Source organism: Jiella mangrovi (assembly GCF_017815135.1).
GTDB lineage: Bacteria > Pseudomonadota > Alphaproteobacteria > Rhizobiales > Rhizobiaceae > Jiella > Jiella mangrovi.
This window is the reverse complement of record NZ_JAGJCF010000013.1, coordinates 126,543-141,935: the sequence shown is the minus strand read 5'-3', so window position 1 is coordinate 141,935 and position 15,393 is coordinate 126,543. Positions and strand designations below refer to the sequence as shown.

The following is a 15,393-nucleotide window of genomic DNA, read 5'->3' as shown; positions in this document are numbered from 1 at the left end:
CAGCCTCATGCAACTGTTCAGGTTTCGAAGACGGCGCGGGAAGGGGCCATGCCAGGCACCGGTCTGCCTTGCGGACGACCAGGATTCTCTCGGCCTCCTTCCCGCCTCCCACCATACACCAATTCGAACACACAGGATTCTCGGGACGGGGCCCGAGAATGACGCAGTGCGGCTGTCCGAGGCCATTCCCACCCAGCTCGCCGCTCAGCCCGCCTGTCCGCGATCCCGCTTTTTCGCCGCGACCCAAAGCGCCTCCATCTCGTCGAGACTTGCGTCCCGCAGTGTCCGGCCGCTCGCCGCCAGCCCGTCCTCGATGAAGCCGAAGCGGTCGCGGAACTTGCGTACGCAGCGGCGCAGCGCCTTTTCCGGGTCGACATGATGGTAGCGCGCGAGATTGACGACGGAGAACAACAGATCGCCCATCTCGGCCTCGGTGGCGTCCGCATCCCCGGCGTCGACGGCTTCGGCGAGCTCTTTGATCTCTTCGTCGATCTTTGCAAGGATCGGCTCCGGCCGGTCCCAGTCGAAGCCGACGGCGGCGGCTTTGGTCTGGATCTTCAGCGATAGGGTCAAGGCGGGTAGGGCGCCGGGCACCCCATCCAGATGCCGGGGCCCCGCCTCCCGCCGATCGATCGCCACATCCTGCTCGCCCGACAGCCGCGTCGTCGCCGCGCTCTCGCGCAAGGCCTGACGCTCGGCCTTTTCCTCTGCCTTGATCTTCTCCCACTGACCCTTGGCGCTGCGCGCCGAGCGCGCCTCGGCATCGCCGAAGACATGGGGATGGCGGCGGATCATCTTTTTCGTGATGCCTTCGACCACGTCCTCGAAGCCGAACAGCCCGCGCTCCTCGGCGAGCTGCGCGTGATAGACGACCTGCAAAAGCAGATCGCCCAGCTCTTCCTTCAGGTCGATCGCGTCGTCGCGCTCGATGGCATCCGCCACCTCATAGGCTTCCTCGACGGTGTAGGGAGCGATCGACGCAAAGTCCTGTTCCAGATCCCAAGGGCATCCGGTCTCGGGCTCGCGCAGCGCGGCCATGATCTCGATCAGCCGGGAAATGTCGCGGGAGGGTGTCATGGGCATGCTCCGGATGGTCGGCGCGCCTGAACCGGCGCGGGAATCGTCAGGACGGCAGCGATGTCGGCCACGGCTTTTAACAGCACAGCCGCGGCGATGACGAGGAAAACCCCGAAGTCGGCTCGTCGAATCTTCGATGCTGCTGCCCAGTTGGGAACCGGACGATCGCCCGGTCGCAAAATTGCTCCATCTCGCTCGCCAGCGAGACGCCACACAGGAGAAACTCCATGGAGAAATTGACCGGCGGCTGCCTGTGCGGCGCCGTGCGGCTGGTGGCCTCGGGCCGCCCTGATCGGGTAGGGCTGTGCCACTGCCTCGATTGCCGCAAGCATCACGGCGCGCCGTTTCATGCCTCCGCCATCTTCCCACAGAGCGCTGTCGCCATCGAGGGTGAGACCGGTTCTTATGCCGGGCGGCATTTCTGTCCGCATTGCGGCTCGTCGGTGTTTTCGGTGAGCCCCGGCGAGATCGAGGTCAGTCTCGGATCGCTGGATGTCACAGACGCGGTCACGCCGACCTACGAACTCTGGACAATTCGCCGGGAATCCTGGCTTCCGGAGTTCGCGTTGACGAGACGCTACGAGCGAGACCGTCAGGAAGAGACCGATTTGAAGCCTCCGCAGACGTGATCCGACAGCCGCGTGTCGAACCGGGCGTTCGGGACGAGGGGCGGAATGGCGTCTGCGATATCGCGGAGCGGCTCCCTGCAGTGCTCGCGACATATCTAAGTGTCATAAGATAGATTATGGAACATAAATGGACGGGTCATCGTGACGGGCGTTCTGGCGTGGCGCGCCCGGATCGACCCGGAAGCCAGCCTGTCCATTCCCTCGGCAATGCCAGAGTCGACGTTGCCAGAGATGCGGGCTGGCAGCCACGCGCAAGTCGGATCATGGTCAATAGTGAGTTGCGATCCTCGGGCGATGGTCGCCGACGATGGCGCCGACTATGTCGTCGCTCGCTGGAACGACCGGCCCCCGTCGCCGCCATCGGCGAATCGTCGGCTGGCTCGGTCGCCTCGGCGCATCTAACTGATCGCCGACTTCAGGACGCGAACGGCAGCTCGACGACCATCCCGTCGAAGGCCGGTCGCACATGGTCCGGCAGTTCGTTTGAGAGCGTTTCGTAATCGAGCGGCGTGTGCATGTGGGTCAGCGTCGCCTGGGGAACGCCGAGCCGCTCGATCCAGCCGAGCGACTGCTCGACGCTCAGATGGCTTGGATGCGGCTTGTATTGCAGGCAGTCGATGACGATGTGACTGGCGCCGGCGATCGTCTCGATCGCGGCGTCGGGAAAGTCCGAAACGTCACTGCAATAGGCCAGCGGCCCGATGCGGAAGCCGAGCGAATGGATCGACCCGTGGATCTGGTTGAACGGCCGGATTCTCAGCGCGCCGCCCGGACCGTGAACCGTGAATGGCTCGCCGGCGACGATCGGCACACGGGTGGTGATCGGTGGATAGCTGCTGCCTTCGGGCGTCTCGAAGCAATATCGGAACGCCTCGAAGACGCGCAGATAGGTGGCGTCGTCGGCATGGACGGGAATGCGCGACTTCTGCGACAGCATGAAACCGCGCAGATCGTCGATGCCGTGGAAATGATCGGCGTGCGGATGGGTCAGGAGGACGGCGTCGAGACGCTGAACCTTGGCGTTCAGCATCTGCTCGCGGAAATCCGGCCCGCAGTCGATCGAGATGGTGGTGACGCCGTCGGCGCCGATACGCTCGACCAGAGCCGATGCGCGCAACCGCCGGTTCTTCGGGTTCGACGGGTCGCATGCGCCCCAGTCGCCGTTGATGCGCGGCACGCCCGGAGACGATGCGCAGCCTAAAATGGTCAGGCGAAGCAGATCAGGCATTGGCGGAATTTCTCGCGGTCGATCAAAGATGGCGGGCCGTCAGCCAGCCTTGCGCGGATCCTCGATACGCTCGAACAGTTTGAAAAAATTGTCGGAGGTCTGGCGTGCGATCGTGTCGAGATCGACGCCCTTGACCTCGGCCAGTACCTCGGCGGTGTGGCGCACGAAAGCCGGCTCGTTGCGCTTGCCGCGATGCGGCGGCGGCGCGAGATACGGCGCATCGGTCTCGACCAGCAGGCGCTCCATCGGAACGTCCCTGGCGATGTCGCGGATGTCCTGCGAATTCTTGAAGGTCAGAATGCCGGAAAACGAGACGTAGCCGCCAAGCGCGAGCCCCGCCTCGGCGAGCGACCGGCCGGAGGAAAAGCAATGCAGAATGAAGGGGAAGGTCCCCTTCCCGCTTTCGTCCTCGAGGATCGCGATCATGTCGTCATCGGCCTGGCGGGCATGAATCACCAGCGGAAGACCCGTCTTGCGCGCCGCCGCGATGTGGGTGCGGAACACCCGCGCCTGAACGTCCCGCGGCGCCTTGTCGTAATGATAGTCGAGCCCGGCTTCGCCGATCGCGACGATCTTGTCGCGGCGCGACAGTTCGACGAGCTGCTCGACGGTGACGTCCGGCTCCTCAGCGGCATTGTGCGGATGGGTGCCGACCGATGCGTAGACGTCGTCGAATTCCCGCGTGATCGCCAGAAGCCGCTCGATCTTCGAAACGAAGGTCGAGATCGTCACGAAGCGCTGGACGCCATTTTCCCGGGCGCGCGCGATGAGATCGGCCCGCTCGCCGTCGAAATCGGGAAAGTCGAGGTGGCAGTGGCTGTCGACGAGGAAGAGGCTCACGATTTGCCTCCGTCGGCAGCCTCATCGACGAAGCGCGGGAAAACGCCCTGCGGCGTCGGCAGCTCGGTCCCCGGCGTCAGCGAGCGCTCCGGCACGAGCTCGAAGAAGCTGCGCTCGTCCGGGGCGACGCCCAGAACATCGAGCAGCTTGCCGGCGCTCTCCGGAATGAAGGGCTGCAGCATGATGGCCGCCCGGCGAACGACCTCGGCCGTGACGTAGAGCACCGTCGCCATGCGCGCGGGGTCGGTCTTCCTCAGTGCCCAGGGCTCCTCGCCGGCAAAATAGCGGTTCGTCGCCGACACCACCGAGACGATGGCGGCCAGCACGGTGTGGATCTCCTGCCGGTCGATCGCCTCGCGCGCCCGCGCCAGAAGCTCGTGGGACTGGGCAAGGATGGTCTCGTCGGCCTCGCTGAAAGCGCCCGGCGTCGGCACCTTGGCGTCGCAATGCTTGCCGATCATCGACAGCGAACGCTGGGCCAGATTGCCGATATCGTTGGCGAGTTCGGAATTGGTCCGGTTGACGATCGCCTCGTGCGAATAATTGCCGTCCTGGCCGAACGGCACCTCGCGCAACAGGAAATAGCGCAGGCGATCGAGGCCATAGGTCTCGATCAGCGCGAAGGGATCGATGACGTTGCCGACCGACTTCGACATCTTCTCCCCGCGATTGAACAGGAAGCCGTGCCCATAGACGCGCTTGGGCAAGGGGAGCCCCGCCGACATCAGGAATGCCGGCCAGTAGACCGTGTGGAAGCGCACAATGTCCTTGCCGATGACATGAAGATCCGCCGGCCAGAAGTCGGACCGATCCCCCTCGCCCGGAAATCCGGTCGCGGTCAGATAGTTCGTCAGCGCGTCGACCCACACATACATGACGTGCTTTTCGTCGCCCGGCACGGGGATGCCCCAGTCGAAGGTCGTGCGCGAGATCGACAGGTCGCGAAGGCCCGACTTCACGAAGGACATCACCTCGTTGCGCCGCTCGGCCGGGCCGATGAAGCCGGGGTTTTCCTCGTAAAGCTTCAACAGCCGGTCCTGGAACTCGGAGAGCTTGAAGAAATAGCTCTCTTCCTCGACCCATTCGACGGGCGATCCCTGCGGGCCGTAGCGCTGCCCGTCCTCGCGCAGCGTGACCTCGTCCTCGCCGTAATAGGCCTCGTCGCGAACCGAGTACCAGCCGGAATAGCTGTCCTTGTAGATGTCTCCGGCGTCTGCCATGCGCGTCCAGATCGCCTGGCTCGCTGCCTTGTGGCGCTCCTGCGAGGTGCGGATGAAGTCGTCGTTGGAGCCGCCGAGCGCCTGCGTCATTCTTTCGAACTCGGCCGAGTTCTGCTCGGCGAAGACCCGGGGCTCGAGCCCTTCCTTGCGCGCCGTCTGCAGCATCTTGATGCCGTGCTCGTCAGTGCCGGTCAGAAACAGGACGTCGTAGCCGTCGAGCCGCTTGAAACGCGCGATCGCGTCGGTCGCGATGAACTCGTAGGCATGGCCGATATGCGGACGACCGTTCGGATAGGAGATCGCGGTGGTCAGGTAATAGCGTTCGGCCATGGTGCTTTCGCTGAAATTTCGGGGTCTTCGGGGCGCGGCCGATTCTCCAGCCGCAGCTGGCGGAACACCGCTCGTGTCGAGGCAGATAGAGCATTCGCGCCCGTGGCTCAATCAATCCTGCAAGGTGATCGCCGCTTCACGCGCCATGCGGCGGGCGTCGGCCTGCTTGAGGGCGAAGAAACGGCTCACCGTCGTCATGGCCGCCTGCTTGCGATCGAGGTTGAAGGCGGCCGCTTCGGCCAGCCGCCGCGATTCCGCCTGCCACAGTTCGGCATAGGCGGCAGCGGCCGTGAGCCGTCCACTTGCCACGCGCTCTTCGCTCGCCTCCGCAATGGAGCCGAGAAGGCTCGACAGAAACAGTTCAAAGGCCGCCTCGCGGCCTTTCGCCGTCAGCCGGTCTAAAAGCCCCTGCAGGGCATTGACGTCCAGCTCGGACATCGCGAGCAGGCCGTGAAGTGTCCGGCCGATCTCGACGCCGCCATTGGCCGCCAGCATCAGCGCCTGGCGGACGCTCCCCTCGGCGGCCTCGACGATGGTGTCAGCCGTCTGCGGGTCGAGAGTTTGGCCGAAGGCGGCGAGCGCCTGCTTGACCGCCGCGTCCCCCAGCGGCTCGAAGCGCGCCACCCGGCAGCGCGAGCGGATCGTCGGCAACAGCTTGCCCGGCGTATGATTGACCAGAAGAAACAGCGAGCGCGCCGGCGGCTCTTCCAGGAGTTTCAGGAGCGCATTGGCGGCGCTGCGATTGAGGTCGTCGGCAGGGTCCACGATGGCGATGCGCCATCCTTCTCCCGACGCCGTCGCATGGAAGAACCGACCGAGCCGGCGCACCTCCTCGACGGTGATCTGGGTGCGGTATCCGGTGCCACGCTCCACCGCGGGACGGGTCAGATGGATGAGGCCCGGCAGCGATCCGATGGCGATCTGGCGAAACACCGAGTTGTCGGGGTTGAAGGCGACGGTGGCGGCCTCGTCTTCGATGGTGGCCGCCCCGGCGAGCAGCCGGGCGAAGGCGAAGGCGGCGCTCGCCTTGCCGATACCGCTCGGGCCCTGCAGGAGCCAGGCATGATGCATGCGGCCCGATCGTCTGGCCTCCACCATTTCGGCAAAGACGTCTTCGTGGCCGAAGAGTTTCGGCGTCACGAAAGGCTGCGGCACGCCGTCGAGTTCGTCATGCGTCTCGTAGGCTTCGATCGAAAGCGGGTTCATCCGCCCTTCCCGAGCTTCAGCGATTGGTCGACCGCTGCAAAGCGCCGCTCGTCCAGTCGATCGTCGACGATGTTGCGGATTTCGGCCGCAACGTCGTCGATGGGACGGTTGCCATCGACGACCACGCAGCGCTCCGGCTCGTCTGCGGCGATCTTGAGGAACGCCAGGCGGCGCTCTTCCTGGATGGCCGCGTCATCCTTCTCGAACCGGTCCGCGCTGGCCGTGCCCCGACGCTTGCGGGCCCGTTCGCCGCCGATGTTCGCCGGAACGTCGATGACGATGGTGAGGTCAGGATAGGTGCCGGCAAGGGTTGCCCGTTCCAGCCGCTCCAGGAAATCGGTGTCCTTGCCGCGGCCCGCGAACTGGTAGACCCGCGTCGAATCGTGGAAACGATCGCACAAAACGACGTCGCCGCGTTCGAGCGCAGGTCGGATCAGCTCGTCGAGGTGATCGGCCCGGGCGGCGGCAAACAGCACAGCCTCCCAGTCGGCACCGAGGGCCTCGGCCATGCCCGAAAGGATGATGTGACGCACCGCCTCGGCGCCCGGCGAGCCGCCGGGTTCGCGCGTAATCACCACCTCGTGGCCGCTGCTCCTCAGATGCGCCGCCAGACGGGCGATCTGGGTGGACTTGCCGCTGCCCTCGCCGCCTTCGAATGTCACCAGATAGCCTGTCACCCGGACCCCGAACCGTTCGTCGTCAAAAATTCCGCAGCCATCCGAAGGCAAGCTCGCTGACCGCGCCCATCGCGCGGTCCGAGAAGCTGCCGCTCTCAACGCTCCGCTCGGCGACCAGAGGCTCGCTGAGGACCGTTTCCCCATCGACCAGGACGTCGAGACGAGCGACCGACGCGCCCTTTTCGATCGGCGCGGCGAGCGGTCCCTCGTAGCGGATCTGCGCCGAGATACGCTCGCCCGCCTCGCGCGGCAACAGCGCCGCGATGTGACGCGGCGCGATCAGCGGCACGCTCAAGGCTTCGCCGCCGAAGACATCGGCGCTTCCGACCACCTCTCCCTTGTCGAAGAGCGACCGGACCGCGAAGGACCGATCAGACCAATCGAGCAGCCGGCGCGCTTCCTGGGAGCGCTCCCTCGACGTCGAAAGTCCGCTCATGGCGAGATAGGTCACCCGTCCGCCGCGATCCGTCACACCGAGGAGCGCATAGCCCGAGGCCTCGGTATAACCCGTCTCCATGCCGTCGGCGCCGATGTCCATCGAAAGGAGCGGATTGCGGTTGCGCTGGAAGATCTTGTTCCATTCGAAGGCGGGCTGGGAATAGATCTTGTAGAGTTCGGGATGCTCCTTGCGCACGTGCCGGGCGAGCGTCACGAGATCGCGAAGCGTCACATGCTGCCCTTCGGCGGGAAGTCCCGTCGGATTGACGAAATGCGACCCTGAAAGTCCCAGCTCCTCGGCACGTTTGTTCATCAGCTCGGCGAATTTCGCCTCCGAGCCGGCCATCCCCTCGGCCAGCGCGATGCAGGCGTCGTTGGCCGACTGAATGATGGCGCCATGAATGAGATTGTCGACCGAGACGCTCGACCTGACATTGGCGAACATCGTCGAGGTGCCGGAGGGAGCGCCGCCGGTTCGCCAGGCGTGAACGGAAATCGGGAATTCGGTCTGGAGCGAGAGCCTGCCGGAAGCGATGGCCTCGAAGACGACTTCCATGGTCATCATCTTGGCGAGCGACGCGGGCGGGAACGGGCTGTCGGGATTTTTCTGCAGGAGGACGGTGCCGGTCTCGCCATCGACCAGCAGGACTTCCTTTGCCGCCGTCTCGATCGCCGGCTTCGTCGCTTCCTGCGCGCCGGCAAGGGTCGGCAAAGCGGACGGGGCGAGCGCCAACAGGACGGCTGCAAAGCGCCAGACCCGAAAAGCCCGGCCTTTCTCGAGGCACTGTCCTTCGGCACGGAAGACGGCGGTTTTCATCATGGGTCCAGATACCGCCAGCCGATGCATGCGCGCAAGCGCACGCATGGCGTTGTCACGTGAGCGATCAGGTCCCGGCCGTCATCCATCGCCACGACGGCGTGATTTGGTGCGGGACGCTTCCGGATCGAAAGGCATCAGTCGCGAAGGACGAAGGCATCCTCGGCGCCGACTTTCCACAGACGCTGCAGGAGCGCATCGGTGTCGCTGCCCGCCGAGACGGCGATCTTTGCCAGATGAAGGCCGTTGGCTTCCTCCAGGCTCAAGGTGCCCTCTCCCAGCGCGACCGCTCGCACCCGCTCCAGAAGCGCATCGTCGATCAACCCCAGCTCGATCGTCTCGCCTGCAACGTCTTGATCGGCGGCGGAAAGCCCCCGCAGCGCGGCGGCGGCGCCGCCGCGCAAAGGCTCTTCGGCGAAGGAGCTCTTGAACAGCGAGGCGCCGAAGCCTTCGCCGCCAGACGGACGCCCCGTCGGCACAGGCGCGCCACCGTCGCGCACGCCGGGCAGGTCGTCGCCATAGGCGCTGGCCATGGCAACGCCGCTTGCCGTCCGCGAGCGAGCGGCAGCCGCCATCATCACAGCGTCCTGCGTCGATGCCGCTCCGCCGCCATCGCCGGGCCGGAAGCTCGCCATCAGCATCTTGGTGTCGTCGCCGTCGACCGGCGCACGACCGACATATTCGACCTTGACCCTAGCGGTCCCGGCAGACTTAAAGTCGAGGAGTTCGGCGGTCTCGGCTGAAAGATCGATCTCGCGGCCGTGGGCGAACGGACCGCGGTCATTGACGCGGACCATGACCTTGCTGCCATTCGCCAAATTCGTGACCATCGCATAGGACGGCAGCGGGAAGGTCTTGTGCGCCGCCGACAGCGCATGCATGTCGTAGATCTCGCCGTTTGCGGTGAGCCGGCCGTGGAAGTTCGGCCCGTACCAGGAAGCCTGCCCGGTCTTGACGTAGCCGGGCTCTTCCTTGGGATAGTACCATTTGCCGCGGACCTTGTAGGGCCGGCCGACCTGTGAGCGACCGCCGCCCTTGGGAACGCGCTTCAGATTGGTGACGCGCGGGCTTGCCGGCACGCCGAAGGTCTGGCTGTCGAATTTGATCGATGTCGACAGATCGGCGAGCTGTTCCAGCGGCGAGTCCGAATCCGAACCGCTTCCCTGGCACCCTGACAACAGCATGGTCGTCGTGACGCCGACGATCGCAAGGCCGGCTACTCGCCGGCCGACGCCCCCACTCTCAAACATGACACCCCCGCCATTCTACGTTCTTGGTTTTGTTGTTTTCGCGGCTGAAAGATGGCGTCCCCACGCCGTCCTACTCCCGCTTTCCGTCTTTGATGCGAGGATGTATCAAGAGTCGCCAATCTGGCAATCTTAGCGTGGTTAACCTTTTGATCAGCCTGAAGACCAGGCCAGTCTTGACTGTTGTATTTCGGCGACGAACGACAGTTTCGCCGGAGATTACGCCGCAGCTGGCACGCGTTTTTCGCTCGCGGCGGCAACCACCTGTTTTCATTGCCAGGAGGCGAGGTGGCAGGGCGGCTCGCTGAAATTCAGCTGGCTTGAAGGGGCCGTGAAATAGGGCAAAAAAAGGGCGAAAGCCACAGTTTCACCACCTTTGAGCCGGGCGGTGGCTTGCCCCGAGCTGTCATCACAAATTGTTACAATCGCGCGCCGGAGGATTCCTCCCCCTGCCGGCTCCTATCATCTTGCATTTTGTGTGTAGCGCCGGTTAAGGCACTCTGAGCGGATGGGTGGCCGAGCGGTTGAAGGCACCGGTCTTGAAAACCGGCGTGCGGGAGACCGTACCGTGGGTTCGAATCCCACCCCATCCGCCATCATCCGTCTTGTCCAGCCCGGAGACATGGGTGACAAAACGTTCCTAAGACATGGGTGACAATCTCGTGCCGAACGGATTGTCGATTGTTTGCAAGGTTCTCTGCTCAGGACCTCTATAAATTCCTGTCGACAGGCTCGATAAACTCCGATTGGGAGATGCTTGGGGACAAGCGATCGACCGATCTGGATTTACCGCGTGCTGAAGAAGTCGAGTTAGAGCGCCGCCTCTTTGAAGTCCGCCAGCAGATCGCCCAAGGGCGAAAGGCGGGGAAAGCCTCTGCGCACGGCGCCGCCCGCTGCGCGAGGTGACGCTGGACCGTCTCGCCGAAGCTCGTGTGCCCCTGAACTCACTCTTGATCGCAAGCGTGCTACGCCCGCTCCAAAGCCTCGTCGTTCCGTCGACACGGATCTGGACGCTTTCCAACGACGAGGCGAAGTCCTTCGACTCCTCCCGGGCCAAGCCTTTGTATCCGTTGAACACGTTGTCAGAACGTGAGCTTCTGTTCGGGGGTCGGCAACCAGTGGCTGCTTCCCTTCCCGGTACTAAGGCGGGTGGGAGAGAACAGCTGTAAAGGTCAAGGGTAGCACAGCTCTGGTCCGCCTCGCCGGCAATCCCGCCTGCGAAATCCTGGGTGCAATGGTCGTGCAGGAGGGATCCGAGAAGCGCTTCTAGGGACGGGTCGTCGGCCAGTCCTATGACCGGGAATTCGGCAAGCGTGAGCCTTCGAAGCGTCGCGGAGCCCAGTTCGAAAGGAACGTCTATGCCGGCTGCGGTCGTCTGCTGCGTGAAACGCTCTGTCCGCTAATCGGCGCGGCCCCGGACGACATCTTGGTTCGCAATTTCATCGATGAGTATCCCGGCACCAAAGACGACGCCCGCATCGCGCGGCTCGACATCACCCGGAGGGTCCTCCAGGGCAAGCGCAATGGCGGCTACACCGTAGCTCATGCTCGCGGCACTGTTCGACAAGCCGACCGGCATGCCATCGCAAGCGGGCCGACCTCTCCGTGGTCGACAACGACACGGGTCGCTTTGACATGTTGGGCGGCCCTGCACGGCGCAAGCCTGCCCGCCCTCAGCTGGAGTGAGCTGCGCTTGGCTCCTCAGTTTGGATCGAGGAGCGCGCGGATCTCGTCATACTCGACCCGCCGCGGCACGAGGTTCTGCGGGGTCGCGCCGGTATCGTCGCGCTGGCTGGGGTCTGCGCCCCGCGCCAGCAGTGCCCTGAGCCCGCCCGTCTCTGCATTGGAAAGCATCGCAGCATGGTGCAGCACCGAGCGCCCCTGACGATCGACGGCGTTCAAATCGACCCCGGCGGCAATCAGGCGGTCCAGAACGTCCATGGCACCCTTCTCGTTTGAGCCCAGCGCCTCCGCCATCCCGTGGGCCACCGTTCCACCATCCGGTTGACGCCGAAGCGGATCGAGCCCCGCGGCGACCAGCGCGTCGAACCGCGACGGTTTGCGGACGTAAGACAGGGTGGATCGACCCTCCCCGTCGGGGAGCACCGGGTCGGCGCCGCCTTCCAGAAGCCGGGAAATCAACGGGGCTGGGTCCGCGAACACGGACGGGTTGCGTTCCGCCCAACTCTCGGTCCGCAAGAAGTACTGCAGGGGCCTCGGACGCTCTTCGCCGGCGCTGAGATCGGCCGGTTCGGGCAGCGCGTTCGGATCGGCGCCGGCGTCGAGAAGCAGATCCATGAACGCCACGGTTTGCGCCCAGTGCAGCGCGGTTCGGCCGTGCGCGTCCTGCGCGTCGGGATCGGCGCCGTGCTTAAGGAGCAATGGCGCGCTCACCTCGCCACCCCAGACGAGCATCCGGATGCCGTTGTCCCACGGCGCATCCGGGTCGGCGCCCGCGGACAACAGCATCGCCAACATCGAAAGATATGCATCACGCGTCAGGTGGCGGACGAGCTGCCGTTGAAGAGCGTCTTCGTCGAAGCCACTGGTCGCCTGGAAGGCTTCGCGGAGCGCCGCGGCCTCGGCGGGCGATTTGCCCTTCACCATCTCCTCGAGGACCTCGGCCATCCGGGCCTCGCTCTCCTCAGCCTCCCGACGAGCCTCGGCTTCGATCACCTCGCGGGGGCGGCCCTCGAACAACCGCCAGCGGTTTACGAGTGTGTGCAACGGGTGGTAGCGGTCGTGGCGCCAGCCGTTGACCCGCGCACCGCGTTCGATCAGCCATCGCATCGTGTCCGGCGAGGCGATGTCTGCCGCGGCGTTCATAGGAAGCACGCGGGTGTCGAGCGTGGCGCCGGCGCTCAGCAGCGTGTCCGCCATCGCGACGTCATTGCGCTTGACCGCGAGCGTGAGCGCCGTCTCGTATTCCCACCCCCATGCCCTGTCGTCGAAGCGCATCTCTTGGGTTGCGGTCACATCCGGCCGGGCGCCGGCGGCAAGCGCCGCGCGTAGGCGTAACGGGTGTCCGTCGCGGGCGGCGAGGAGCAAGTCCCGCTCCGCGACCGTTTGAGCGACGATGGCGCGCGGCGGATCATCCGGGTGGCGATCCGATGGGTCGCGCGTTGCCCATGCAATCCATGCCTCAGCACCCGGATTGTCGGACGACAGATGCGCAATGCCGGGTCCCCCAGTCTCGTCGGCTGCGGGGCGGTCCAGGAAGCGCGCCATCGTGTCCTGTTCCGTTCCGGCCCAGCCCACGGCCGAGCGCGCGGAAATGTAATCGTAAAGAGACGGCGCGATCTTCCACCCGTGCCATCCTTCGACCTCGTGGCTGAAGTACCGGACGGGCTGACGCTCGGCGTCGGACACATCAATGGTGATCATGTCGCCGTTCATGAGGTGCGAGAGCGGAAACTGGCCCTCCCACATCTCGGCCGGGTTCGGCGCCTCGTGATCGGGTTCACCGGCGCGAGACTCCTTCCAGCCCAGGAAATTCGGAATCGCCTCGTCTCGCATGTCGTCGATGTCCCACAGAACGTCACGTGAGTTGCTGCCGAACGGCATGTTGAGCTTGCCTGGCGCCTGAAGGTGGCCGGGGATGTTCCAGCCGAACGCGACACCAGCGGACCGTTCGAGCAAGAGCGCGCGAAGCTCGTGGGGCACACGGACGCCCGCCGCATCTGCCAGCGCGTCGATAGCGGCCTCGCTGGCCGGCGGCCGCACCGTGACGGGCACGACCTCCCAATCGTTGCGCCGGGCGATAGCCTCCCAAAGCGCCCACTCGCGGCTCCAGGCACGCCAGGTCGCGTCATCCACGGCCCGCACCTCTGAAACGGGAAGAAGCGTGGCGGCGACTGCGAGAAAGAGTATCGAGCATACGGAACGGGACCAGGTTGCAAATTTCGCGATCGAGTTAAGTGATCGTTTCACGCGAGCTCATATTCCTCGATAAGTCGTGGTCTCCCTCGTGCCATAAGGCTTTTCGAGGGTCCGAAGATGCGGCTCTTCCCGGCATTTCGATCCATAATCCGCTCGCCCGGTTCTGCGCCGCCTGTCAGCTCGCTGCGGCTTCGACTGCGCCGGCGGCGCCGCGCTCGAAGATGGTTTTGAGGGCGCGCGTGACCGGCCGGGAGAATTCGGGGACGTCGCGGAGATCCTGGCCGAACACCTCGCCGAGGCTGAGATAGGCGCTTGCGAGGCGTTCGGGGTCTCTGCCCGTTTCGGTGGCGATCGATCTCAGCTTGTCGGCCAGCGGATCCTTCACCTCGATGGCCGCGCCTTTCTCGTCCGTGCCGGTGACGTAGCGCATCCAGGCGGCGATGCCGAGCGCCAGCCGGTCGATCGGAGCGCCGGCCGCCAGGCGGTCGCGCACCGTGCCGAGGAAGCGCTGGGGCAGCTTTTGCGAGCCGTCCATGGCGATCTGCCAGGTGCGGTGCTTGAGCGCCGGGTTGTGAAACCTTGCGATCAGGGCGTCGCGATAGGCGCCAAGATCGGTGCCGGGCATGTCGAGCGTCGGCATGATCTCGTCGCTCATCAAGGCGTGGATCAGCCGCTCGAAATTCCGGTCCGCCATGGTGGTGGATACCGTCTCGTATCCGGCGAGATAACCCAGATAGGCGAGCGTCGAATGGGACCCGTTGAGCATTCTGAGCTTCATGCGCTCGAAGGGCTCGACGTCGCTCACCATCTCGGCTCCGACCGCGGCGAAGTCGGGCCGACCGGTCGGAAACCGGTCCTCGATCACCCATTGGGTGAAGGGTTCGGTCACCACCGGCCAGGCATCGTTCAGCCCGAGAGCCGCGGTGATCTCGGCGGTGTCGCGATCGGTCGTCGCGGGAACGATCCGGTCGACCATCGTGCCGGCGACGGCGACGTCGCGCTCGACGAAGCGAGCAAGGCCCTCGTTGAGAAGGCTCGCATATTGCGTAATGATCCGGTGAACGGTCGGGCCGTTGGCCGGCAGGTTGTCGCAGGGCATGACGGTGAACGGCACGGTGTTCGCGTCCCTTCGACGTCGCAGGGCCTCGACGAGCAGACCCGGCGCAGAGGTCGGCGCCCGCGGATTCTCCAGATCGGTCCGGATGTCCGGGTGGTCGGCGTTGAGATCGCCGGTCGCCGGGTCGTGGCAATAGCCCTTTTCCGTCACCGTCAGCGAGACGATCCGGATCGCCGGATCGCACAGGGCAGCAAGCAACGTCTCGGGGTCTTCCGGCGCGACGTGGATGGAGCCGATCGATCCGATGACCCTGAGGCGGGTCCCCTCGCCCGAGCGCACCGCAACCGTATAGAGATTGTCCTGGGCCTTCAGGGCATCGCGCATGTCCGCCCGGCGCAGCGAGGCACCGACGATCCCCCATTGCGGATCATTCGCCAGAAGGTCGTCAATATAGACGGCCTGATGCGCGCGGTGAAACGCGCCGACACCCAGATGCACGATGCCCGGCTTCACGTCGCGCGGATCATAGGCGGGCGTCCGGATGTCCGCCGAAAGGCCGGACAGGGCGTTCAGGGAGAGGCGTTTTTCGGAGCTCATCAGAACAGTCTCGGCAAGAGGTTCAAAGATCGCAAGGGGCTCGGTCAGCGGGTCTCATGCGGCGACGGCGGCGTGGAGCAACGGTGCTGACGTGACAGTGGTCCTTGTCCTGAAAGAAGCGGACGCTGAACCAACGGCGAAGGTTGGCGCG

General features: G+C 65.0%; 13 protein-coding genes and 1 tRNA gene. 3 read left to right on the top strand and 11 right to left on the bottom strand.

Translation table 11 applies throughout. The features are described from left to right. Positions 1–204: 204 nt before the first annotated feature. Complete coding sequence (gene mazG / locus J6595_RS16175; protein ID WP_209595610.1) at positions 205–1,077, bottom strand: nucleoside triphosphate pyrophosphohydrolase; 873 nt, start codon at positions 1,075–1,077, stop codon at positions 205–207. Between the two features lie 227 nt (positions 1,078–1,304). On the opposite strand from mazG, the gene J6595_RS16170 reads away from it, so the two are divergent. Then, entirely contained in the window at positions 1,305–1,706 is a 402-nt protein-coding gene (locus J6595_RS16170; protein ID WP_209595609.1) for a GFA family protein, read from the top strand. A gap of 415 nt (positions 1,707–2,121) precedes the next feature. Here the strand turns inward: J6595_RS16170 and J6595_RS16165 are convergent, their stop codons facing one another. From J6595_RS16165 to J6595_RS16135, 7 genes are all read right to left on the bottom strand, one after another. Further along, complete coding sequence (locus J6595_RS16165) at positions 2,122–2,934, bottom strand: MBL fold metallo-hydrolase (protein ID WP_209595608.1); 813 nt, start codon at positions 2,932–2,934, stop codon at positions 2,122–2,124. A gap of 39 nt (positions 2,935–2,973) precedes the next feature. Continuing rightward, the gene (locus tag J6595_RS16160) at positions 2,974–3,774 is read right to left on the bottom strand and encodes a TatD family hydrolase (protein WP_425342164.1); all 801 of its coding nucleotides are present in this window, start codon (positions 3,772–3,774) and stop codon (positions 2,974–2,976) included. Then, positions 3,771–5,324, bottom strand: coding sequence for a methionine--tRNA ligase (gene metG / locus J6595_RS16155; protein WP_209595607.1), 1,554 nt, complete (start codon positions 5,322–5,324; stop codon positions 3,771–3,773). Before metG ends, J6595_RS16160 begins: the two co-directional genes overlap by 4 nt. Positions 5,325–5,435: 111 nt before the next feature. Further along, positions 5,436–6,530: a DNA polymerase III subunit delta' gene (locus J6595_RS16150; RefSeq protein WP_209595606.1), complete on the bottom strand. Its 1,095-nt coding sequence runs from the start codon at positions 6,528–6,530 to the stop codon at positions 5,436–5,438. After that, the gene (tmk, locus tag J6595_RS16145; protein WP_209595605.1) at positions 6,527–7,207 is read right to left on the bottom strand and encodes a dTMP kinase; all 681 of its coding nucleotides are present in this window, start codon (positions 7,205–7,207) and stop codon (positions 6,527–6,529) included. Before tmk ends, J6595_RS16150 begins: the two co-directional genes overlap by 4 nt. Before the next feature lie 22 nt (positions 7,208–7,229). Then, a complete protein-coding gene (locus J6595_RS16140; protein ID WP_209595604.1) occupies positions 7,230–8,462 on the bottom strand; it encodes a D-alanyl-D-alanine carboxypeptidase family protein in 1,233 nt (410 codons plus the stop codon). 137 nt (positions 8,463–8,599) lie between these two features. Next, positions 8,600–9,712 carry a septal ring lytic transglycosylase RlpA family protein gene (locus J6595_RS16135; RefSeq protein WP_245198555.1) on the bottom strand — a complete coding sequence of 371 codons (1,113 nt, stop codon included), beginning with the start codon at positions 9,710–9,712 and terminating at the stop codon, positions 8,600–8,602. A 503-nt stretch (positions 9,713–10,215) separates the two neighbouring features. Here J6595_RS16135 and J6595_RS16130 point away from each other — a divergent pair. Further along, positions 10,216–10,305, top strand: a tRNA-Ser gene (locus J6595_RS16130). Between the two features lie 85 nt (positions 10,306–10,390). Next, on the top strand, positions 10,391–10,615 hold the full coding sequence (locus J6595_RS16125; protein ID WP_209595603.1) for a hypothetical protein: 225 nt from the start codon (positions 10,391–10,393) through the stop codon (positions 10,613–10,615). A gap of 493 nt (positions 10,616–11,108) precedes the next feature. Here the strand turns inward: J6595_RS16125 and J6595_RS16120 are convergent, their stop codons facing one another. From J6595_RS16120 to J6595_RS16110, 3 genes are all read right to left on the bottom strand, one after another. After that, positions 11,109–11,255 carry a hypothetical protein gene (locus J6595_RS16120; protein ID WP_209595602.1) on the bottom strand — a complete coding sequence of 49 codons (147 nt, stop codon included), beginning with the start codon at positions 11,253–11,255 and terminating at the stop codon, positions 11,109–11,111. A 155-nt stretch (positions 11,256–11,410) separates the two neighbouring features. Beyond that, positions 11,411–13,525, bottom strand: a complete 2,115-nt coding sequence (locus J6595_RS22865; protein WP_209595601.1) for an ankyrin repeat domain-containing protein — start codon at positions 13,523–13,525, stop codon at positions 11,411–11,413. 238 nt (positions 13,526–13,763) lie between these two features. Next, positions 13,764–15,242 (bottom strand): mannitol dehydrogenase family protein, encoded by a 1,479-nt coding sequence (locus J6595_RS16110; protein WP_209595600.1) that lies wholly within the window; start codon positions 15,240–15,242, stop codon positions 13,764–13,766. Between the last annotated feature and the right edge of the window lie 151 nt (positions 15,243–15,393).